This is a genomic window from Nocardia heshunensis (assembly GCF_054782115.1).
This window is the reverse complement of the sequence record NZ_BAAGTC010000004.1, coordinates 154,602-175,698: the sequence shown is the minus strand read 5'-3', so window position 1 is coordinate 175,698 and position 21,097 is coordinate 154,602. Positions and strand designations below refer to the sequence as shown.

13 protein-coding genes are annotated in these 21,097 nt (G+C 70.2%); 5 read left to right on the top strand and 8 right to left on the bottom strand.

Features of this window, described 5'->3' with window-relative positions:
* Positions 1 to 20 precede the first annotated feature (20 nt).
* From ACYVN4_RS13440 to ACYVN4_RS13415, 6 genes are all read right to left on the bottom strand, one after another.
* A complete protein-coding gene (locus ACYVN4_RS13440; protein ID WP_460720862.1) occupies positions 21 to 857 on the bottom strand; it encodes an NRDE family protein in 837 nt (278 codons plus the stop codon).
* A 170-nt stretch (positions 858 to 1,027) separates the two neighbouring features.
* Positions 1,028 to 2,374: a S1 family peptidase gene (locus tag ACYVN4_RS13435; protein ID WP_460720860.1), complete on the bottom strand. Its 1,347-nt coding sequence runs from the start codon at positions 2,372 to 2,374 to the stop codon at positions 1,028 to 1,030.
* Between the two features lie 181 nt (positions 2,375 to 2,555).
* Entirely contained in the window at positions 2,556 to 3,908 is a 1,353-nt protein-coding gene (locus ACYVN4_RS13430) for a S1 family peptidase (RefSeq protein WP_460720858.1), read from the bottom strand.
* 118 nt (positions 3,909 to 4,026) lie between these two features.
* The gene (locus ACYVN4_RS13425) at positions 4,027 to 5,166 is read right to left on the bottom strand and encodes a hypothetical protein (RefSeq protein WP_460720856.1); all 1,140 of its coding nucleotides are present in this window, start codon (positions 5,164 to 5,166) and stop codon (positions 4,027 to 4,029) included.
* Positions 5,167 to 5,210: 44 nt separating this feature from the next.
* Positions 5,211 to 8,405: a LuxR C-terminal-related transcriptional regulator gene (locus ACYVN4_RS13420; protein WP_460720854.1), complete on the bottom strand. Its 3,195-nt coding sequence runs from the start codon at positions 8,403 to 8,405 to the stop codon at positions 5,211 to 5,213.
* 22 nt (positions 8,406 to 8,427) lie between these two features.
* A complete protein-coding gene (locus tag ACYVN4_RS13415) occupies positions 8,428 to 10,164 on the bottom strand; it encodes an Hsp70 family protein (RefSeq protein WP_460720852.1) in 1,737 nt (578 codons plus the stop codon).
* Between the two features lie 317 nt (positions 10,165 to 10,481).
* Here ACYVN4_RS13415 and ACYVN4_RS13410 point away from each other — a divergent pair, with 317 nt between their 5' ends.
* From ACYVN4_RS13410 to ACYVN4_RS13400, 3 genes are all read left to right on the top strand, one after another.
* The gene (locus ACYVN4_RS13410) at positions 10,482 to 12,554 is read left to right on the top strand and encodes an IniB N-terminal domain-containing protein (protein ID WP_460720850.1); all 2,073 of its coding nucleotides are present in this window, start codon (positions 10,482 to 10,484) and stop codon (positions 12,552 to 12,554) included.
* Positions 12,555 to 12,650: 96 nt separating this feature from the next.
* Positions 12,651 to 14,522, top strand: a complete 1,872-nt coding sequence (locus ACYVN4_RS13405; protein ID WP_460722621.1) for a dynamin family protein — start codon at positions 12,651 to 12,653, stop codon at positions 14,520 to 14,522.
* Positions 14,523 to 14,830: 308 nt separating this feature from the next.
* Entirely contained in the window at positions 14,831 to 16,516 is a 1,686-nt protein-coding gene (locus ACYVN4_RS13400; protein ID WP_460720848.1) for a dynamin family protein, read from the top strand.
* 5 nt (positions 16,517 to 16,521) lie between these two features.
* Here ACYVN4_RS13400 and ACYVN4_RS13395 read toward each other — a convergent pair whose 3' ends face one another.
* Positions 16,522 to 17,682 carry a zinc-binding dehydrogenase gene (locus ACYVN4_RS13395; protein ID WP_460720846.1) on the bottom strand — a complete coding sequence of 387 codons (1,161 nt, stop codon included), beginning with the start codon at positions 17,680 to 17,682 and terminating at the stop codon, positions 16,522 to 16,524.
* A 52-nt stretch (positions 17,683 to 17,734) separates the two neighbouring features.
* Positions 17,735 to 19,438: an MFS transporter gene (locus ACYVN4_RS13390; protein ID WP_460720844.1), complete on the bottom strand. Its 1,704-nt coding sequence runs from the start codon at positions 19,436 to 19,438 to the stop codon at positions 17,735 to 17,737.
* A 115-nt stretch (positions 19,439 to 19,553) separates the two neighbouring features.
* Here ACYVN4_RS13390 and ACYVN4_RS13385 point away from each other — a divergent pair, with 115 nt between their 5' ends.
* Together ACYVN4_RS13385 and ACYVN4_RS13380 are read left to right on the top strand one after the other, a co-directional pair.
* The gene (locus ACYVN4_RS13385) at positions 19,554 to 20,054 is read left to right on the top strand and encodes a MarR family winged helix-turn-helix transcriptional regulator (protein ID WP_460720842.1); all 501 of its coding nucleotides are present in this window, start codon (positions 19,554 to 19,556) and stop codon (positions 20,052 to 20,054) included.
* Positions 20,055 to 20,126: 72 nt separating this feature from the next.
* Positions 20,127 to 21,023, top strand: a complete 897-nt coding sequence (locus ACYVN4_RS13380; protein ID WP_460720840.1) for a haloalkane dehalogenase — start codon at positions 20,127 to 20,129, stop codon at positions 21,021 to 21,023.
* The last annotated feature ends 74 nt before the right edge of the window (positions 21,024 to 21,097 follow it).

Sequence of the window (21,097 nt, the reverse complement as noted above, 5' to 3'; positions counted from 1 at the left end):
GGTCCGCACGCGGTCGCAGGTCAGGCCGGAAGGTCGAGGGTGCCCTCGAACGAGACCGTGCCCTGGCGGCGGCCGAAGCGCGCGAAGGTGCGTTCGGTCATGGTGTAGCTACCGTCCTCGCGAACCAGTAGCACCGTGCTGCAGCGGGTTCCGTGGACCGGGTGGAAGACGAAGCGCGAGGAGGCGGCGCGCTCGCCGAGCCGGCCCAGGCCGGTGTCGGGGAGCTCGGCGTCGGCGGCGCGGGTGCGGTCGGCCAGGACGGCCAGATAGGCCGCGGTGTCGCCGGGATCGGTGGCGGCGACCGCGGCCACCGCGCGCACGCCCTCGCGCACCTTGGGCCAGGCCGGATCCGGGGTGCCGGTGGTGACGCTGCCGTCGGGTTCGAGCGAGCCGGCGAGGGCGCTGTTGGACAGGCCGTGAAAGCCGGGCGGGAGTTCGCGGGGAGTTCGCTCGCCGCGATTGCTGTGCCACCACAGCGTGTCCAGGTCCGAGGTCACCAGGTTGTAGCCGTTGTAGTCGTCGGGCGCCGCGGCCACATCGCGCACGAACTTCTCCGGAACCGTGTCCCCGCGGAGGAAATCCAAGAGCAGCGCGCCGCGCGACCGGGCATCGGTGCGGACTTCGCCCGCCCCGCGCACATTGGTGACCGTCGCGAAACGGTGCCGGTCGGGCAGCAGGCCGAGCCAGGTGCCGGGCACCGGGCCCGCCGCGCCCATATCGCGGCCCGCCAGCAGGCCGGGCACCTCGTCCCAGCGGCGCAGCGATTGCGTTGGGCGGGTGAAGAACTCGTCCCGATTGGCGGCGACGATCAGCCGGTACTCCGGATGCGTACGCCAGCCCAGCAACACCAAACACATGCCTCCAGGATGCCCGAGCCGGTGCTGCCCGGCCTACGCCCGAACCACACCCGTCCCATGGCTCCCTGCTGCCTCAGCACTGCCCTCCGGGGCCCCTGGGGTCCCCGGAGGCCGAAAAGGCCGGTAGCTGTTGAGCTACCGGCCTTTTCGAAGGTGTTGAGATCGCGGGACTACGTGGTGCTGACCCGCAGCCCCGGGTTGTCGGACAGCACCGTGCTCACCGGCTGCGCGAACAGCTGCGGGGTGTTGCCGGTGATGAGACCGATCAGGTTCGGGATCTCGCAGATCGGGTAGTCGGCGACCGAGGAGGCGCTGGAGATGCCCAGGGCCAGGGTGCCGGTCACCAGCGGGCCGCCCGAATCACCGGGCAGGGCGCAGATATTCGCCGAGAAGGACTGGGTGAGCATGCGGTCGCCGACCTGGACGGTCTGGTCGACGGCGTTCACCACGCCACAGCTGAAGCCGGTGCGCGCACCCGACTTGCAGACCGGCGCGCCGACCACCGGCACGGCCACGCCGGTGACCGAGATCGGGGCATTGCCCGGGACGCTCACCAGCGGGTTGTTGAGCGCGTCGTGGTAGTCGTTGTTGATGCCGATGATCGAGTAGTCCTCGTTGCCCAGGACCGACTTCTGGAACACACCGATCTGCGGACCGCGGCTGTCGCCGGCCATCGCGTACACGGCGGGCGAGTTGGCGCCGCCGGTGGCCGGGATGTTCGGGTTGCAGTGGCCCGCGGTGATGTTCACGACGTTGCCGTTGGCATCGGTGCCGTTGAAGCCGAGCGAGCAGCGCAGCGACATGCGGCCCGCCACCGAGGCGTAGGCCTCACCGGCGGCCATGGCACGCGGCCCGGCGCCGGCGATGTCGGCGGCCTGCGGCACGTCCTGGCCCTCGCCGCCGACCGGCGGCGCGCTCATCACGATGACGCGGGCCGGATCCACGAAGCCGGGCAGCGGCAGGCCGGGCTTGTCGGCCCGCACCGCGATGCTGTTGTTCAGGGTGTCGATGGCCACGCCCCGGATGGCCTTCGACACGGACTCGGGCTGATCCTTGAGCCACTGCTGGAAGGCGTTCTTCTCGCCACGCAGGGTGGTCTCGCTCTTGCTGACATCCTTGGCGGTGAAGCCGGCGTCGGTCACGGCCTTGCGCGCCTGGTCGATGCCGTCACCGGGGGCGAGCGCGACGACGGCCTTGCCGTTCTCGTCGAGCCACGCGCCGCCGAAGACGTTCGGGAACTGGCGCTGCGCGGTGGTGGCGAAGGTGGCCACCTTCTGTGCCACGTCGGCGCGCTGCAGGTAGTCCTGCGGGGAGATCTTGAGGTCGCGGGTGATGGCGTCCACCAGCGCGGCCGGAAGATCCGGGGTCGCGGGGGTCGCGGGGTCCGCCTGTGCGCTCGCCGCCAGCGGTCCGGCGACAAGCAGCGTGGTGGCCGCGATCGCCGCTGTCCGGACAAGGGTCTGTGGGCGTCGTCGGCCCGCAGATGGCATGGAGAAGCGCATACGTGGCAGGAGCATGGCCCCGACTATATGGTGTCGGGCCCGTTATGCCTACTTATTGCGAGGTGACGTTTCGGTATTCAGGGGGCAAACAGCCAGCGTGTCGGATTCAAGCGCAATGAGAAGGATGTCCGATTCTCTCCGGTGACATCCGAACACGCTGTCAATGCTGTTGCCGTCGGGGCTTTATCGCCCTCGCTCAGGCGCCGGACTGCGTCCGCACCTGAATTCCACTGCCGATACCGCCGCCGGAATTGGCGTCGATTTCGGTGAGAATCGCGCGCACCGGGATGCCCAGCGACGCGGTTCCACCGTACTGCGCCAACTGGGTATTGGCCTCGTTGCAGTTCGGCGCGTCGGCCGCGTTCGAACCACTGGTGATGCCCAGCGCCAGCGTGCCGGTCACGATCGCGCCGCCGCTGTCACCGCCCAGGGTGCAGGCGCTGGAGGCGAAACCACGCACCGTCTTGGACTGGCCCTCCGCGGTGAACAACTGGGTCTCGACCCGGTCGGCCACTACGAATCCACAAGTGAACGTGGAGGATTGGCCCGACTTGCAGACCGGCGCGCCGGTGATCGGGTCCGCCACACCGGTAATGGTCAGCGTGGTGCCGTTGGCGCCGCGCACCGACGGCTGATCCATGCCGCCGCGCACCGCGTCGTCATTCAGCTTGATGACCGAATAATCCAGTCCGCTGCGACCGCCGAGGTTCGAGGAGACGAAGCTGCCGACCTTCGGGCTGGCCGCCAGATTCCGCACATTCGGAAGGTAGACATCGGCGCTGGTGCCCTGCTCCACATTCGGATTGCAGTGGCCGGCACTGATGTTCAGGGCATTTCCGGCGGAATCCACACTGTTGAAACCGAACGAGCACACATCCACGCTGTGCAGCGACGAATCGCTCAGCGAGGTCGGCGCGGTGATGTAGGTGTCGCCACCCATCGGACGCCGTTCCACCGGGCCGCCGGAATCGGGGGACAGCATCACCTTGATATTGGCGATCAGCGTCGGCAGATTCAGCAAATGCCCGGCCGGGGTATTCGCGACACTCAACACCAGCTGGCTGTTGAGGAAGTCGATGGCGACCGAGTTGACGGCGCTCGAGAGATCACGCGGCAGGCTGGTGATCCACATATTCAGCTGATCGGCCGACTTCTCCAGGCCGTCGGCGCTGATCGGCGCCAACCGGGTCTGGTAGCCGTCCGCCGCGGCGATCTTGGCGGCATCCAGGGAGGTGACGGCCATGACCGGCTTGCCGTCGGTACCCATCCAGGCGCCCGCGAAATCGTCGGGCCGCTGGGCCCGGAATTCGCTTGCGTATCCCCGCAATTGCTGAGACTTCGCGGCCCGGTCCAGGTATTCGGCGGGCGACATCTTCAGATCGCGCTGAATGGCGGTGACCAGCTCCGCCGGAAGTTTGTCGGCGGCAAGCTGATCCACGGACGCGGGGTCCGCGGAGGCGGTGCTGAGCATGGGACCCAAGAGAACGGTCGAGGCAACGGCAATGGTGGCAGCTCGAACCGTGGCGCGGCGCGCCATGAACTTGCGCATGGAGTCCCTTCGTAGTGCACCCAGCAGACCGGCATTCCGAGACCAGGATCCGGTTACCTTCCGGAAGGTCGGTCAGCGCACCACTTTAGGGCACAAAGCACCGAAGGTCTCTACGAAATCAGTGCTGAGTCAGTCCCCATGGGTCCAACAGCGGCGGCGGTTCGAATGTCGGCACAGGAGGGTACTGATAGATCGGCGGATATGGGCGTGTCGTGGTCGGCGGCGTGGTGCGGGTCGGCGCTGGTGTCGTCGTCGGCGGCTCGGTGGTGGGCGGCGGCGGGGGCGGCACAGCGGTGGTCGGTAGATCCGAGGTGACCGGCGCATCCGTGACATCGGCGGGTGCGGGCGCGGCCGCGGTCGGCTTGTCGGATCCGGTCGGCGGCAGCAGCGGCGGGGCCGCGCCGGCCGAACCCGCGGGCTCGGAACGCACCTCGCCGCGCGGCGGGCCGGGCGTGGAGTTGTCATGGCGCATAACCGCAGCGATCCCTACGCCACCCAACAGCAAACCGATCGCGGCGGCGACCGCGGCGATGATGTACGGGCCGCGATGGCCGCGCGGGGCGCGGGACGACACGATCACCTGGGGCATGCCCCGGGTGACCGACGGTTCGACAGCGGTGTCCGCGGGGACGGCCGGGACCGCCTCCGAATACGCCTGCGCCAGATCCGAGCGCAGGGCGGGCAGCACATCGGTGACATCGGCGGCATTGGCGGCGGACGCGGTGGCATCGGGCGGCGTGACCCCGGCCGGAGTGGACAGTACGGCCGCCAGGGCCGCGCGGGCGGCTTGGTAGGCGATGGTCTTGCCCGTGTCCTCGTCCGCCGGGGGTAGGTCGCGCTCGGCGACCAGCACCACCGACTTGAGGCCCAGATAGTCGAGGGCCTCGCGCAGCGCACGAATATGCGTGTCGGGCCAGCTCGTCGGATGGGCCAGATAGAACTCGGCGGGACCGTTGAGATGCTCGGCGGCCTGGCCGATGAGGCAGAAGACGGCGGTGGCCATCAGATCCTCGGCGCGGTACGCCTCGCCGTCGTCGACGGCCAGGCCCGCCGGATCGCCGACCGCGCCGACGAAGTCCCGGATGGAGTGCGTATAGCCCTCCGGGGCCTCCCCGCCGAGCACGGCGTCACCGTCGTCGGACATGTGCAGCACGGACTCGCGCACGGTGTAGTGCACCGGGAGTGTGGCATCGTCGCCTGTCACCACGGCTACGACGGATTCGTCGTCCGCGATCCGCAGGCCCACCCCAGTGGCCATCCTCTTCTACCTCACTCGGTGCGTCCGGGTTCTCTCGCGCCGGGTTACACGAGGAGTGAACCGTGACCCATGGCGCGAAGCATTGACAATAACTCCGAACGCGACCCGGCACCGATCCGACGCCGCATCCGAGCCACGTGATGTTCCACGGTTTTGGCCGAGATGTAGAGCCGGGCCCCGATCTCCCGGTACGTCAAACCGAGGAGCACCAGTTCGGCGACCTCGCGTTCGCGTTCGCTCAGCACCGTATCGGTGATCGGTTCCGGACGCGGCTGCGGGGCCGCCGGGGCGGGCGCCCGCATCGGCAACTCGGGTGGCCGCGCCTGCGCGCGCAGGGTGCGGGCCAGCTTGAGCAGGGCGGTCGCGGTCGCCGAGTCGCGGGCCGCCAGCGCGGCCTCGCTGGCCAGCCGCGCCGCGTCCCAGCGCAGACCGAGTCCGGCCAGCCGGGCCGATGCGCCCTCGACCTGCTCACGCACCACCTGACCGCGCAACACCAGCACCCAGGTGCGGCCCGCGTCGGCCAGCGCGGCCGCCTGCGGGTCGCCCGCCGCCGCGGCCGTCTTGAGCCGATGTGCATGCGGCAGCAGGGCTTCCGGGCTCTCCTGGGCGATGGCGGCCTGAATCGCGTACCAGTGGAAGGCATTCGACCAGGCGGGCGGCTGGCCGAGGCGGCGCAGCAGCTCGTCGGCCGCGGTCACCAGCGCGGTGAGGCGGGCCTCGTCGCGCAATCGGATGCCGGCCAGCCAGAGTTCGCCGATCGGCAACAGCGTCAACAGGTCCGCGCCGACCTCGTCGAACAGGGGCGTGGCCTGTTGCCAGGCCAGCGCCAGCGCGGCATGGTCGCCGCCGCGCCGGGCCAGGCCGACCAGGACACCGTGCGCAAGCAGGCGATCGCGCGGATCGAGCTGCGCGAGCGGGACTTCCGCCATCAGCGTGGCCGCGGCGTGCTCATCGCCGCCCAGCATGGCCACCCACGCGCCCAGCACCAGCCGGTGCGGATCCGCCACGGGCCCGGGCTGGGCGGCATGGTGCAGGGCATCCGCCGCGCGGCGGGGGTCGCCCATGCTCAGGCACAGCAGGACCGCGATGGAGACGGCCGAGCACGGGAGGAAGCGGTCGCCGCCGTCGTCGGCGGGGGCCGGACCCGAATGCGCGGCCTGGATCAGGGCGGAGGCCGCCGCGACTGCCGCGCCGCGGTGTGCCCGGCCTGGGCTGGAGAAGCGTTGGACGGCAAGGGTGGTCGGCGCGAGCGCGCGCATCTCCGCGGTGAATCCGGTCGGCGCCGAGGCGGTACCGAAAGTGGTCGCGGGGATGCTGGCGGCGGTCGCCGAGTTCGCCGCGAGCGGGCTCGCCGACACTGCGCCTAGGGAATTCGCTGACGCCGCACCCAGAGAATTCGCTGACGCCGTGCCCAGAGAATTCGCTGACGCTGCGCCGAGTGAACTTGCTGACGCTGCGCCGAATGAGTTCGCCGATGTGGTGCCGAGTGAGTTCGGCTGGGTGCCGAGCGGGTTCGCGGTGCCGCGGGTGTTCGCCGGTATGGCAGCGAAAGTATTCGCCGGGCCCGCGGGGGCGGCGGTGCGCTCGGCGCGATTGCCGTTCACCGCGGGGAAGAGACCGACGGCGGTCGACTCCGGCCGGGACGCACTGGGCTGCAGGGCATTCGGATACCGGTGCGCGCCGTTCCCGGAGTGCGTCGCGTCCAGGCTCGGCGGGGGTGGGAATTCGGAACCGGCCGCGGCGGCACCTCGGCGCGGCTGGCGGCCCGCCATCGGGTCCCGCGCCGGATCGATCGGGGCGTCGGAGGATCCGAGGGAGTCGAACAGCGCGTTGGCGATCAACGCGGCCCGGGAGGTGGCCTCGGTGGGCGGCCACTGGGCCGAGTTCACCGAAAGCGACTGCGCGCCCGCGGCATCGCCGGACAGGTACAGCACGGTCGCCGCGATCGCCCAGTCCGGACCGACCCGGGTGGCCCCCAGCCAGGTGTAGAGCTGGGCGGCGCGGTCGGCCAGACCCCGGCGCGTCCAGACGCCCGCGCAGATGCGGACCGCCGCGGCCAGATCGGCGAGCGGCAGCACCGGATCGGCCAGGGCGGGTTCGGCCAGCCGCAGCGCGGTCTCACCGTCCCCGGCGCGGGCCGCGGCATCGGCCCAGCGCACCGCGAGGGTGTCCGGGTCGGCTCCGGCGGCATGGGCGGCCGCGTAGTAGCGGACCGCCTCGCCGCCCGCCTTCTCCGCTGCCGCACACAGGAATTCGGCCAGTCGCTCGTCGCGGACACCGGATTCGGCGAGCAGCAGCGCGGTGTGATCGCGCAGCAGTCCGGCGTCCAGGCGGGCGTGCAGCAGGCGGCGGGCCACGGTCAGGAAGCGGCGATCGCCGACCAGGGTGCGCAGCGGCGCCACCGCCGGGGCGAGCAGCAGATCGGCGTCGGTGACCAGGGCGCTGCCCCGGGCCCGATCCACCAGATCCTGTGCGGCCGTGGGGGGCAGGTCGAGGACCTCGGTGAGTTCACCGGTGTCCAGGCCCGCGCCGATGGCCGCCACCACCAGGGTGTCCAGCATTTCCGGGTCGGCGTCGTCGAGCCGGGCCCGCGCCCACGCCGACACCGCCTGATCGACCGCGGTCACGCCCGCGTCCAGGCGGGTGGCGCAGGCGGCGGACAGGGCCGCCACCACGCCGCCGTGGATGCCGCCGGTCTGACGGTGGATGTGCTGCGCCAGGCCGCGCGGCACCATCATGCCCAATTCCCTTGCGAACGGGGCGATCTCGGTGGCGCCGAGGGCGCGCAGATCGATCACTCGGCCGCGGCGCGCCACCAGATCGGTGAGGCCGCGCAGCCGCAGGTCGTGCGGGCGGGGCCGCATGCCGATCACCACCGGGAACTCCCCGGCCGTCACGGCTGCGCACAACTGATCGAACTCGGCCGCGCTCAGCGCGTGGGCGTCGTCCACGATGAGCGCGAGCCGGCCGCGCCCGGGATGGCCGTCGGAACGCGCCGGAAACCCGTCGGTGCGGGCTGCATACCCGTCTGTCCGGGTGGGGCGCAGTGCGGCCGCGGGATTGTCGGTCTGGGGGACGCCGCGGGCACGCAGCCGGGCGCGGATGGCGCCCAACAGCGTGGATTTACCGGTGCCGGAGCGGCCTCGTATGAGATACAGCGCGGCGGCGCTGTCGTCGGAATCCAGTTCCCGGAATATCTCCCGGGCGCACGGCAGCGAATCGAGCGCTACCGGGGTCATGCCTGTCACGAAGAACCAACTCTCAGCCGCCGGTGTGCGGAACGATCTGCGTCGGCACCGGCGGAATCGCGTTGCCCAGCTGATCGACGGCGTTGTTCAGGGCTCCCGTGGGGAGCGTGGGGATCGGCACCTGCACGGGTGCCTGTTGCTGAGTCGAGGGCGGCTGTTGCGCCGGGGCGGGTGCGGGCTGCGGAGGCTGCGCTGCCACCGGATTCTGTTGTGGAGCAGGGGTATCGGCGGGTGCGGCCGGATCGCCGGTGGGCGCGCTCGCCGGGGTGGTGGCGGTGGCGGGCTTGGTGCCGCCGGGCTGCTGGGCCCCCTTGGTCGCGATGACCGGGCTGCCCGCGGCGGGGGCGGGTGCGCCGGACGTAGGGGCCGCACCGGTCGGTGCGGGGGTGTCGAGGGCCACGGCCGAGGTCGTCGGCGCCTGCGGCGCATTGCGATTCGCGGGCGTCGACTGGGTGCCGGTGCCCATCGCGAGGGTGCCGGTGGCGACCGCGGCGACCGCCAGGGCGGCCACGCCGATCACCGCGACCCGTTTCCAGTGCCGGAAGCCGCCGCGCTCCTCCTCGGGGAACTCGGGCAGGGGCGGAATAGGCTTCGGCGCACGGGCTTTCGGCTCGTTCTCGGCTCTGTCCGCCGGGGCGGGTTCGGCTAGCGAGTCGGGGCGGATGCGCTGGGGGAGTCCGGCCGCGGTGCGGGCCGGCGGGGCGGTGTCGGCCCCGGCATAGCCCGCGCGGCCCGCCGCGATGGCGGGATGGGCCTCGGTTTCGGTGATGTCGGCGAGCAGGTCGGCGGCCAGCAGGGCGGCGCCGTGCGCGCTCAGGTGGGCCGGGTCGGCGGCGGCCGCGACCGGGATGCCGAATTCGGTGGACAGCAGTTCGGTTACCAGCGGGATGCCGGCGCCGCCGCCGGTGAGCAGGACGCCGTCCAGATCGGCGGCGGTCACGCCCGCGCGGCGCATGGCCTCACGCACCAGATCGGTGGAGCCGAGCAGCGGGCCGCGCAGCAGTTCCTCGATATCGACGCGAACAAGTCGTATGTCCATATTTCCCAGGCCCGGCAAACGCACCGGGACCATGGTGGCGGTATTGGTGGAGAGCGTTTCCTTCGCAATTTTGCAACGAAGACGGAGCGCTGACAATTCTTGTTCCACCAATGGGTCGAACGGATCGAAATCCTTTTCGCCGACGGCATGGGCGAGTACATAACGCATCGTCAGCAGATCGAATTCCGAACCGGCCACCGCAGTGGTACGTACCGGTTCGCCCAGCAGCCCCGACATGGCTCCCGTGCGAGCCACCGAAACGGTCAGACCGGTCGCGCCCAGGTCGTAAACGACCATCGCGCCGTCATGGCTGGATTCGTGGACCTCCTGCAGCCAGCGCATGGCCGCCGCGGGCTCCGGGACCAGGGCCACCGTGTCGAGTCCGGCGTCGCCCAGGGCGGTGCGCTGCACCTCGACGGTGTGCTGCGACCACCAGGCCGGATAGCAGGCGACGGCCGCATCGGTCGGGCCCGCCTCGTCCAGCGCGCGGCCGACGGCCGCGGCCACCAGATCCGCGGCGCGAACAGCGGATCCGTCGCGCGTGCGGATGTCCACGGGATCCCCGACCCGGGACAGGAAGCTGTCCGCGACCTCCGGCTCCGCGCCCAGCGAGCTGGGCCGGGTGCGCACTCTGTGTTGTCCCCCCGAAGTCGTCACGGCAACGGTATTCAGCGACCCGACGGTGATGCCGAGCGCCAGCCCCTGACTCATTCGAGTTCCCCTGTCATTTCCAGAACACGCTTCGGTTGAATCGTGTGCTGCCCGAAAGCTCTTCGGTCCGATATGTACGAAATCCTCGGTTCAGGCCGGGCGGCCCACCGAGCCTGTCGGTAGCTGGGGGGCTGTCGTTACCGATTCCCCGACAGGTATGGGGAAATTCCCCTAATGTCCACCTTTCCCCCTAGTTGGACGGCCGCGCAGTTGGGGGAGTTCACCCCGCTGTGCGTAACAAGTCGCCTTCGTAACGTGAAAGGAAATTCGAGCAGTGCGGGTCAGCGGGGCCCGCCCATCCAGGGAGACGATTCGCCATGAGCCCCAACGCAATTCTCGAGTTCATCCTCAATCTGCTGCGTGACCATGAGGCCGCGGTCAGCTATTGCGACAATCCGGGCGGGGCTTTGGCCGCCGCCGGACTCGACAACGTGACGCCCGAAGACATCGCCGCCGTCGCGCCCATGGTGGCGGAGTCCGCGTTGGTAGCGGGAGGTTCGCAGCTGTCCGACATCATCGCCGCGGGCGGGGCCACCGGGCTGGGCGTCGACACCGGGGTGAACGCCGGGTTGGGGGCCGACACCGGCCTCGGCGCGGGCGTGAACGGTGACGCGGGCGCCTCCGCCGGACTCGGTGGCTCGGCCGGACTCGGCACCGACGCAGGCCTCAACCTCGGCAGCGCGGCCGCCACCCAGGTGCTCCTCAACGGCGGCACCGACGCAGGCCTCAACCTCGGCCTCGCCGACAACCTCGGCGCGATGGCGGGTGCCGCCGCAGACCTCGGCGCGGGCCTGACCGCCGGACTCGGCGGCGCGCTCGGCGCAGCCGGCGACATCGCCACCGGCCTCGAAACCAACCTCGGCACCGTCCTCGGCGCCCAGGCCACCGCCGACCTGACCACCGCCCTCAACGGCGGCCTCGACGCCGGCGCCGGCCTGCAATCCGGCCTCCAAGGCGCGGTCGACGCGTTCACCCAGGCAGGCGCGGGCCTGACCGGTGCCCTCACCACCGCGGCGGGCCTCGACACCAACCTCGGCGCGGGCCTCACGACCGCCGCCGACGCGGCCGCCAACCTGGGCGCGGGCTTGCAGGCGGGCCTCGGCGGAGCACTGAATTCCGCAGCGGGTGTGGGCGCGGGCCTGCAGACCGGTCTCGGTGGCGCGCTCGACTCCGCGCTCGGCGTCGGTGCGGGTATCGATGGCGCGGTGAACGTCGCGAACGACCTCGGCGCACAGCTCGGAAGTGGCTTGGAGACCGGACTTTCCGGCGCAGCCGACACCATCGTGGGCGTCGGCAGCCAACTCGGCGGCGACCTCAACACCGGCCTCGCGGGCGGCGTGAATGCAGGCGCGAACCTCGGCACCGGCCTCGATGCCGGAATCAACAACCTGCTTGGCGCGGGCACCCAGGCGGGCTCGGACCTCCAAACCGGAATCGCAGGCGCTGGCAATGTGGGCGCGGGCCTGGGCACCCAGCTCGGAACCGGCTTGGAGGCAGGACTTTCCGGCGCGACCGGGCCCGGCGCCGGTCTCGACAGCGCGGTCGGTGCGGGCAGCCAGATCGGCGCGGGGCTGGACAGCGGCCTGCATGCGGGTACCGACCTCGGTGCGCAGCTCGGCGGCGGGCTTGATAGCGCGATCGGCGCGGGCACTCAGATTGGTGGGGGTCTGGAGACCGGGCTCAACGGAGCGGCGAATGTCGGCACTGATCTGGGTGCGCAGCTCGGAACCGGGTTGGATACCGGCATTTCTGGCATGGGCAATGCGGCGACCGGGGTCGGCGCGGGCCTCGACACCGGGTTGCATGCGGGTACGGATCTTGGTGCGCAGCTCGGAAGTGGTTTGGACACCGGCATTTCGGGTGTGGGCAATGCGGTGGCGGGAGTTGGCACCGGGCTGGATAGCGGTCTGCACGCGGGTACGGATTTGGGTGCTCAGCTCGGAAGTGGGCTGGATACCGGGATTTCGGGGCTTGGAAATGCGGCGACCGGGGTTGGTGCGGGGCTGGATACCGGGCTGCACACGGGTGTGGATGCCGGTGCCGGGCTGGGGACGCAGTTGGGGGCGGGTGTGGATACCGGGCTCACCGGGGTTGGGAATGCGGTTGCCGGGGTGGGTAGTGGGTTGGATGCCGGGGTCGGGGCCGGTGCTCAGGTGGGGGCAGGTGCTCAGGTTGGGGCGGGGGTGGATGCCGGGGCGCATGGGGTGACTGCTGTGGATGCCGGGTTGAACGGGGTGGGATCCAATCCTTGGGCGGGGGTGGATGTTTCGCAGGCGTTCGGGGGTGGGGTGCATGTGCCGGATGCTTCGTTGTTCGGGGATTCGCATGCCGGGGTGGATCTCGGGACGCATGCGGGTGGGGACATCGTGGGGGACATGCTGCACTCCTAGGTTTGAGGGGTCGCTCACCGCGGTTCGCCGCGGTGAGCGATGTTCCTCTCGAAACAGAGACGGCTGGAACAGGTTCGGAGAGCAGACGTGACGAGCATGGTGGCGGCTAACCCGCTGTTGACGATGGTGGCGGAGGCCATCGCGGTGGCGCGGGCCGCGGAACGCGGGGACCTGGTCGCCCGGCTGGAGACGGTGGCGGGCAAGGTGCGGGATCCGCGGCGGCGGATCGTGGTGGCCGGGTTGGGGAATCAGGGCAAGAGCCGATTCGTCAACGCGCTGGTCAATCTGGATGTCTGCCCGGTCGCCGACGATTCGGCGACGGCGGTGACCACGGTGCTGTCCTACGGTGCGCAGCCGAGCGCGACCGTGATCGCCGCGGGTGCCGATGGCGGGTCCAACACCCGGGAGCCGGTGCCGTTCGACGCCGTCGCCGCGGTGTCGGGTCGCGGCCCGCACGGCGGCACCGTGCTGAGCCCGCAGGGCCGGGCCGTGCTGCGGCTGGAACTGCAGGCCCCGAGTCAGCTGCTCGCCGACGGCATCGTGGTGGTGGACACCCCCGGTCTGGGCGGGCACGGAACCACGGGCGCGGCAACGGTTCTGGGTCAGGCCCCGGCGGCGGACGCGGTGCTGATGCTCACCGACGCCTCCACCGAACTCACCGAGACCGAGGTGGATTTCCTGCGGCAGGTGCGGGAACTGTGCCCGGCGGTCGCGGTGCTGGTCACCAAGATCGACCTGTATCCGCATTGGCGGCAGGTGTTCGAGGCCAACCGGAAGCACCTGCGCGCCAATGACATCGAGGTGCCCATGCTGCCGGTCTCGGCGGTACTGCGGGCACACGCCATGCGCTTGCAGGACGAGGGCCTGGGTCGCGAGTCCGGTTTCGGGCTGGTGTTCCAGTTCCTGCGCGAGCAGGTGGTGGCCCGGGATCAGGCGGCCCTGCGCCGCGCCGTCGCCCTCGACATCTCCTCTGCCGCCGAGCATTTGGCGCTGGCGCTGGGCAGCGAGCTGGTGGCGCTGCGGGATCCGGCGCGAGGTGCCGCGGCCATCCGGGAACTGCATGCCGCCAAGGCGGAGGCGGAGAAGCTGCATCGGCACACCGCCGCCTGGCAGCAGACGCTCGGTGACGGCATCACCGACCTGGCCGGGGACATCGACCACGATCTGCGCAACCGCCTGCGCGATATCGCCCGCACCGCTGAGGACTGGATCGACGAGCACGATCCGGGCCGGCACTGGGACAGCATGGACGAATGGCTCACCGCCACCGTGGGTTCCGCGGTCGGCGACAATCTGGTGTGGACCGGTACCCGCGCGGTGAAACTGGCCGAGCAGGTGGCCACCCACTTCACCGATCTGGGCGCGGTGGATCTGCCGGAGGTGCGCGACACCCTGGACGGTGACTCCCGCACCGAATCGTGCACCCTCGCCGACCTGGAACCCGATCTGGGCCTGGGCCACAAGCTGCTGGTCGGGGTGCGCGGCTCGTACGGCGGCGTGGTGATGGCGGGCATGGTGGGCACCATGGCGGGTCTGGCCCTGATCAATCCGATCTCGCTGGGCGCGGGAGTCCTGTTGGGCGGCAAGGCGTTCACCGATGACAAGCGGGCGCGGCTGGCCAAGCGCCGGGCCGACGGCAAGATGGCGGTGCGCCGCTACCTCGACGATGTCGCCTTCCATACCGGCAAGGAGACCAAGGATCGCCTGCACCGCATCCACCGGATGCTGCGCGACCATTTCACCGCCATCGCCGAGCGCACGCTGCGCTCGATCGACGAATCCCTGCGGGCGGCACAGGAGGCCGCCAATCTGGAGGCGGCCCGCCGCACCGAACGCGCCGCCGAACTCGAGCGGCGACTGCGCGTGGTCGCAGAGCTCCGCCACCACGCCAACGCACTGCTGGGCCCGGAAGCCCCGGCCGCCCTCACCCCCGGCACGTTGCCGCAGCTGCCGCCTGCCGCTCGCTGAACCGATTCACCGGGCATTCTCCGTCATTCCGGCGTGCCTTTGGCCGGAATCCACACGAGCGGTGGCAGCGTCTCGTGGTGTGGATCCCGGCCAAAAGCCCGCCGGGATGACGAGGGACTCGTGCACGCCGGGGCGGTGAAGGACCTGCCGCGTGCAGCCGGGGCATTAGGCTCCACCTGGGCTGTGGCCTCGGCGTGTGGAACTGGGAATCGACTGTGAGACCTGGGCGGTTCTGATAACGATTCGGCATGCCGGGGCGAATGCCTTGCGATGCGATCAGGTGCGGTGTGCTGCGGAATCGGGAGCCTATGAGAGACGACGCGAGCGGTGTCGGGTATGGGCTGGTGCCGGAGACGCGCGGGCTGCTGGCGGCGGCGCGGCGGTCACTGGGTGACCGGCCGCGGGTGCGCGCGCAGTTGGACGAGTGCGCGCGGCGGTTGGACGAGCCGTTGCGGGTGGCACTGGCGGGGCAGCTCAAGGCCGGAAAGTCGACGCTGCTGAATGCCTTGGTCGGGCAGGACATCGCGCCCACCGACGCGACCGAATGCACGCGGCTGGTCACTTGGTATCGCAATGGGTCCGCGCCGCGGGTCACCGCGTACAGCGCCGACGGGGCGCGCGCGGATGTGGTGGTGCGGCGCGGGCGCGGGGCCGAGGGGCTGCCGGGCGCGCACGGATTGACCTTCGATCTGTCTGCGCTGCGGTGGAATTCGCCGACGCCGCGCGAAGTGGATCAGCTGTCGGTGGAGTGGCCGTCGGCGGAGTTGGCGCAGACCACCATCATCGATACGCCGGGCATCTCCTCGCTGTCGCGGGAGGTGTCGGCGCGCACGTCGCGGCTGTTGACGCCGAGCGGCGATGGTCCGGCCATTCCGCCTGCCGACGCGGTCCTCTATCTCTTGCGTCGGCTGGATACCGCCGACATCGACTTCCTGGAACGCATCGGTACCGGATCGGCCGGGAATGCGGGTCCGGGGCGTGGCAGTGTCGGCTCGCCTCAAAGTGGCGGAGTCGGCTTGCCCCAGAGTGGCCGCGTCGGATTGCCTCAGAGCGGCGGTGCGCCGCAAGGCTTCTCGGGACCGCTCGGCGTGATCGGCGTGGTGTCGCGCGCCGATGAGATCGGGGCCGGACGCATCGACGCCCTGCACTCCGCACGCGATGTCGCCTCCCGCTTCTCGACGGAGCTGGAGCGAACCGGCCTGTGCCAGTCGGTGATTCCGGTCGCGGGCCTGCTGGCCTTCGCCGCCGCCACCCTGCGCCAGCGCGAATACGACGCCTTCGAGGCGCTGGCCTCGATCCCCGTGGACGACCTGACCGCGGCCCTGCTGTCGGCCGACCGCTTCGCCCACCCCGACCTGCCGCTGCCGGTCCCGGCGGAACTGCGCGCCCACCTGGCCGCTCGCTTCGGCCTGTTCGGAATCCGCTTGGCGGTCACCCTGATCCGTCTCGGCGTCCGTGGCTCCCAGGCCCTGTCCGCCGAACTCAGTGACCGCAGCGGCCTCGACGAGCTCCGCACCGTCCTGGACGTCCAATTCGCCCAGCGCGCCGACGATCTGAAGGCCCATTCGGCCCTGACCGCCCTGGCCCGCATCCTCACGGCGAACAGCGGGACCGCCGCCGATGCCCTGCTGCCCCGCGTCCGCACCCTGCTCGCCGACGTCCACGGCTTCGCCGAACTGCGCCTCCTGGCCCGCCTGCGCTCCAACGAATTGCCTTTGCCGCCCGAGGATCTCGCCGAACTACACCGCCTCATCGGAGGCGCCGGCGTAGCCCCCACCCTGCGCCTGGGCCTGCCGAGCCACACCGACCTGGCAACCCAGCGCGAAGCCGCCCTGGCGGCAGTCCACAAATGGCGCGCCCGCAGCCGCCACCCCCTGGCCGACCAGTTCTTCACCACCGCCTGCCGCACCGCCGCCCGCAGCGCCGAGGGCCTCCTGGACATCCTCCACGAGCCCCCGACCACCCCGTTTCCCGCGCTGCGCCCGCAGCTTTAGCGCCGTTACGGCGCGGTGCGGTCGCTGCGCGGGTCGACGAGGATCTTGGCGTGGTGGTCCGGGGAGGCGAGGGTGGTGAAGGCGGTGGCGATGCCTTCGAGGCCGACCGTACCGGTGAGCAGGGGTGACGGGTCGACCTTGCCGTCGGCGAGCATGTGCAGGGTGTCGCGGAATTCGCCGGGGTCGTAGCCGAGGACGAAGCGGAGTTCGATTTCCTTGTTGATGGCGGTGGCGGGTTGGAAGGCGTCCTGCTGCATGCAGACGCCGACCACGACGATTCGGGTCATCGGCGGTGCGGCGGTGAGGATCTGGTCGATGATGCCGGGGACGCCGACGCATTCGAAGACGACCGGGCCGGACGGGCCGCGGTCGAGGGTGTGTAGCAGGCGGAACACCTGCCACCAGGGCAGGCCGGGGATGCGGCGCAGCCGCTCCATGGCGTCGAAGCCGAGGTTGAGGATGTCGCTCGCGCCGGTGATGCGGGACGGCTTGGGTGTTGCCTCCCAAGGTGATTCGGTGCCCGGGTCGACCACGACGTCGGCGCCGCAGGCGGTCGCCAGTTCGCGGCGGCGCGGGGAGAAGTCGCTGGCGACGACCGTGCGCACGCCCGCCGCCTTCAGCATGCTGATGACCGCCAGTCCGATCGGTCCGCAGCCGATGACGAATGCCGTCTGCCCCTTGGTGATCCGGCTCTTGCGGACCGCGTGCCAGCCCACGGCCATGGGTTCGGTGAGGGCGGCGTGGTCGGGGGACAGGCCGTTGGGGACCTCGAAGGTCATGGGTTCCTGCACCAGCACGTGTTCGGCGTAGCCGCCGGGCGCGTTGGCCGACAGCCCTGTCAGTTCCGGTTGGCGGCCGGTGCGCAGGATGGGCATGGCCACCACCGGTGTGCCGGTCTTCCACCGGCGGCGGGTGCCCGGCCCGTATTCGACGATCTCGCCGGTGAATTCGTGTCCCATGACGATGGCCTGATCCGACCGCATGAAGTGGTCGTAGCCGGTGGCGGCGGCCAGATCGGCCATATCGTCACAGTGGGTGCGGGCGTGCAGATCCGAGCCGCAGATGCCGCAGCGGGTGACACTGACGAGCACTTGGCCGGGCCCGGGGACGGGAGTCGGCAGGTCCTCGACCCGGAATTCACCCTTGGTACAGACTGCGGCGCGCATGACGGACTCCTGTCGAAAGACGGTGACAGTTCGGATTCTTCACCACCTGCCGTCAGACGGCGACCAGTTCGTCATCCTCCTCGATCTCGTGCTGTTCGAGCCGCGTAGTGCCCGGCAGTGCCACGAAGCCGAGGCAGACCAGGGCCATCAGGCCGATGCCCCACATCAGCGTGTAGTCGAAGGTGTGCGCGAAGTTGACCGCGTTGGCCTGCGTACCGGAGTGCGTCAGGGCCTGTGTGACAGCCGGATTCGCGTTCGGAGCCGACTGGCAGCTGACCGGCACCGCGGACGGATCCACCTCCGCCGACCGATCCCGCACACAGGCCCGGAAGCCCGCCAGGATCTGGTCCTGGGCGGCGGCGGGCAGCCCGGCGCTCGACAGTTCGGTCCGGGTCTGTGCCGCAACCGCATCCACGCCCCGCGCCGAATCATGATCCAGCTGGGTGAAGAACAGAATGCCGACCAGCGCCACGCCGAGCGCCATGCCCAGCTGCTGTCCGGTGTTCAGCAGCCCGGACGCCGCGCCCGCCTCACGGTCGGGAATCTGGCCGAGCAGCATGTCGATGGTCGGCGCGACCACGATGCCGAAGCCGATGCCGGTCACCAGCAGCGGCAGCACCATCTGCCACGAGGTGAAACCGGATTCGTAGTGGGTGGCCAGCGCGCCGTACAGCCCGAAGCCGCCCGCCGTGATCAGCCCGCCGATGAGCAGCACCCACTTGCCAAAGCGCGGGGCCAGCGCACTGACCGACACGCCCGCGCCGATGCCGGCGCCGACCGCGAAGAAGACCGAGGTGAGTCCGGCGCGCATGGGTGACCAGCCCAGACCGGCCTGCATGAACAGCGTCCAGATCAGGAAGAAACCGCCGAAACCGATCCAGAACAGCAGCCAGCTGGCGAGTCCAGTGGTGAAGGCCCGGTTGCGGAACAAGGTGAGATCGATCAGCGGTGAGCCGACCGTCCGCGCCCGCCACCGCTCGTAGACGACGAATCCGGCGAAGACCGCCGCGGCCGCACCCATCATGACGAAAGTCCAGGCGGGCCAATGCAATCGACGGCCCTCGTTGAGCGGGTACACCAGCAGCAGCACCGCCGACACGGCCAGCACCATGCCGACGACGTCCAGGCGCGGCGGGTTGGCGGACCGCGAATCCCGCATCACCACGGCCGCCGCGATCAGCGCGGCAATGCCGATCGGGACGTTCACCAGGAAGATGGGCCGCCATTCCAGGCCGAACAGATTGCCCTGCACCAGCAGTCCGCCGAGGGACAGTCCGACCGCGGAGGCAGAGCCGCCGACGCCGCTGTACACGGCAATCGCCTTGGCGCGCTCCTCCTTCGGGAAGGTGACGCGAATGATGGCGAGGATCTGCGGCACCATGAGCCCGGCCATCGCGCCCTGGATGAACCGGGATCCGATGAGCAGGTCGGGGGAGGTGGCGACGCCGCAGGCCAGCGAGGCCAGGGTGAATCCGGTGACGCCGATCAGGAACAGCCGCTTGCGGCCGAAGATGTCGCCGAGCCGGCCGCCGGTGATGAGGACCGCCGCGAAGGACAGCACATACGCCGCGATGATCCATTCGATCTGGGAGTAGGCCGCGCCCAGGTCCTTCTGGATGCTGGGTACGGCCACATTGACGATGGTGACGTCGAGCAGGTCCATGAATCCGGCGGCCAGCACGACGGCGAAGGCGATCCAGCGGCGCGGATCGAGGGTGGGGTTGAGGTCGGTATCGGGGTTGATGTCGGTGTCCATAGCGGGCGAGCTCTCTTCGCAATCAGGGGGTGGATCGACCTCTCAAACTATGCACCTGAAGTGATTATCAAACAAGATGGCAATCACGGTTGGTGCGTTGCTGTACTCTGGGAGGGTGACCGACGTCGATACCCAATACCCTCCGCTGTACGAGAACGCCGCATTCCTGTTGGCGCAGTTGGGATCTCATGCGTCGTCCCGGTTCACGGCCATCCTCGCGCCGCTGGGTCTCAAACCCCCGCAGCACGGCTGCCTGCGCATCCTCGAGGCCAATGACGGGCAGTCGCAGCAGCAGCTGTGCGAGGTGCTGGGCATTCACCGCAATGTGATGGTCGGACTCGTCGACGACCTGGAGAAGCGTGGCCTGGTGGAACGCCGCAGGCATCCGGTCGATCGGCGCGCGCATGCCGTGCACCTGCTGCCCGCCGGCCGCGAGATGATCGTGCGCACTTCGGCATTGGCCCGGGAGCTGGACGCCGAGCTGCTGGCACCGCTCGAACCGGCCGACCGCACAACCCTGGTTGCCATGCTGCAGCGGGCCACGGTCGGCAATGGCCTCACGCCCGGGATTCACCCGGGTCTGAAGGGCGAGAAGATCTGTGACGCGGATCACTAACCCGTCCGGTCACAGCGGCCCGGGGCGCGTGTCCAACCAGGTGTAGGCAATTCACCCGGAAGGACATCGGCCATGGCCACCATCGACGTTCTGGACTCGTTCATCAACTACTCCGACACCGGCAGTGCCGAACTCGCCGCTCGCGGCAGCGGTGACGTCCCCGTCGTGTTCCTGCACGGCAACCCCACCTCGTCTTATCTCTGGCGCAATGTGATTCCGCACGTGAGCGGTGAAAACCGGGTCCTGGCACCGGATCTCATCGGCATGGGCGCCTCCGGCAAGCCCGAGAGCGACTACCGCTTCACCGATCACGCCCGCTACCTGGATGCCTGGTTCGACGCCCTGGGCCTGGACGACGTCGTGATCGTCGGCCACGACTGGGGTGGCGCGCTCGGCATGGACTTCGCCGCCCGGCACCCGGGCCGGGTGCGCGGCATCGCCGTCGTCGAGACATTCCTGCGCCCGCTGCACTGGTCGGATCTGCCGCCGCAGGGTGAGCAGCTGTTCCGCCGCTTCTGGTCACCGGAGGGCGAGAAAATGGTGCTCGAGGACAATATGTTCATCGAATTCAACCTGCCCACCGCGATTCCCACCCTCACCGCCGAGGCGCACGACGCGTACCGCGCGCCGTACCCCACCCCGGAGTCGCGCAAGCCGATGCTGGCGTGGCCGCGCGAATTCCCGATCATCGGCGAGCCCGGCGACACCGTCGCGATCGTCGAGAACTACGACCGCTGGATGGCGGCCAGCCCCGAGGTGCCCAAGCTGGTCATGCATGTGGATCAGGGGGTGGGCCTGGGTTCCCCGGAGGTGGTGCGGTGGGCCGCCGAAACTTTCGCGGCCACCGAAACCGTGAATATCGGCGCGGCCGGGCACCACTGCCCGGAGGAGCGTCCGGACGAGATCGGGACGGCCGTCGCCGACTGGATTCGCCGCCACGCGCTCACCACCACCCCGGTCGTGGCCTGAACACATCCGACCGGTTCGACCGGTTAGCCTGGATTCGCCGTGGCAGGGCCGATCGTGGGGCGAGGACTTCCTCG

Coding starts and splice junctions, on each gene's coding strand:
- ACYVN4_RS13440 (WP_460720862.1), bottom strand. CDS start 857: ATGTGTTTGGTGTTGCTGGGCTGGCGTACGCATCCGGAGTACCGGCTG.
- ACYVN4_RS13435 (WP_460720860.1), bottom strand. CDS start 2,374: ATGCTCCTGCCACGTATGCGCTTCTCCATGCCATCTGCGGGCCGACGA.
- ACYVN4_RS13430 (WP_460720858.1), bottom strand. CDS start 3,908: ATGCGCAAGTTCATGGCGCGCCGCGCCACGGTTCGAGCTGCCACCATT.
- ACYVN4_RS13425 (WP_460720856.1), bottom strand. CDS start 5,166: ATGGCCACTGGGGTGGGCCTGCGGATCGCGGACGACGAATCCGTCGTA.
- ACYVN4_RS13420 (WP_460720854.1), bottom strand. CDS start 8,405: ATGACCCCGGTAGCGCTCGATTCGCTGCCGTGCGCCCGGGAGATATTC.
- ACYVN4_RS13415 (WP_460720852.1), bottom strand. CDS start 10,164: ATGAGTCAGGGGCTGGCGCTCGGCATCACCGTCGGGTCGCTGAATACC.
- ACYVN4_RS13410 (WP_460720850.1), top strand. CDS start 10,482: ATGAGCCCCAACGCAATTCTCGAGTTCATCCTCAATCTGCTGCGTGAC.
- ACYVN4_RS13405 (WP_460722621.1), top strand. CDS start 12,651: ATGGTGGCGGCTAACCCGCTGTTGACGATGGTGGCGGAGGCCATCGCG.
- ACYVN4_RS13400 (WP_460720848.1), top strand. CDS start 14,831: ATGAGAGACGACGCGAGCGGTGTCGGGTATGGGCTGGTGCCGGAGACG.
- ACYVN4_RS13395 (WP_460720846.1), bottom strand. CDS start 17,682: ATGCGCGCCGCAGTCTGTACCAAGGGTGAATTCCGGGTCGAGGACCTG.
- ACYVN4_RS13390 (WP_460720844.1), bottom strand. CDS start 19,438: ATGGACACCGACATCAACCCCGATACCGACCTCAACCCCACCCTCGAT.
- ACYVN4_RS13380 (WP_460720840.1), top strand. CDS start 20,127: ATGGCCACCATCGACGTTCTGGACTCGTTCATCAACTACTCCGACACC.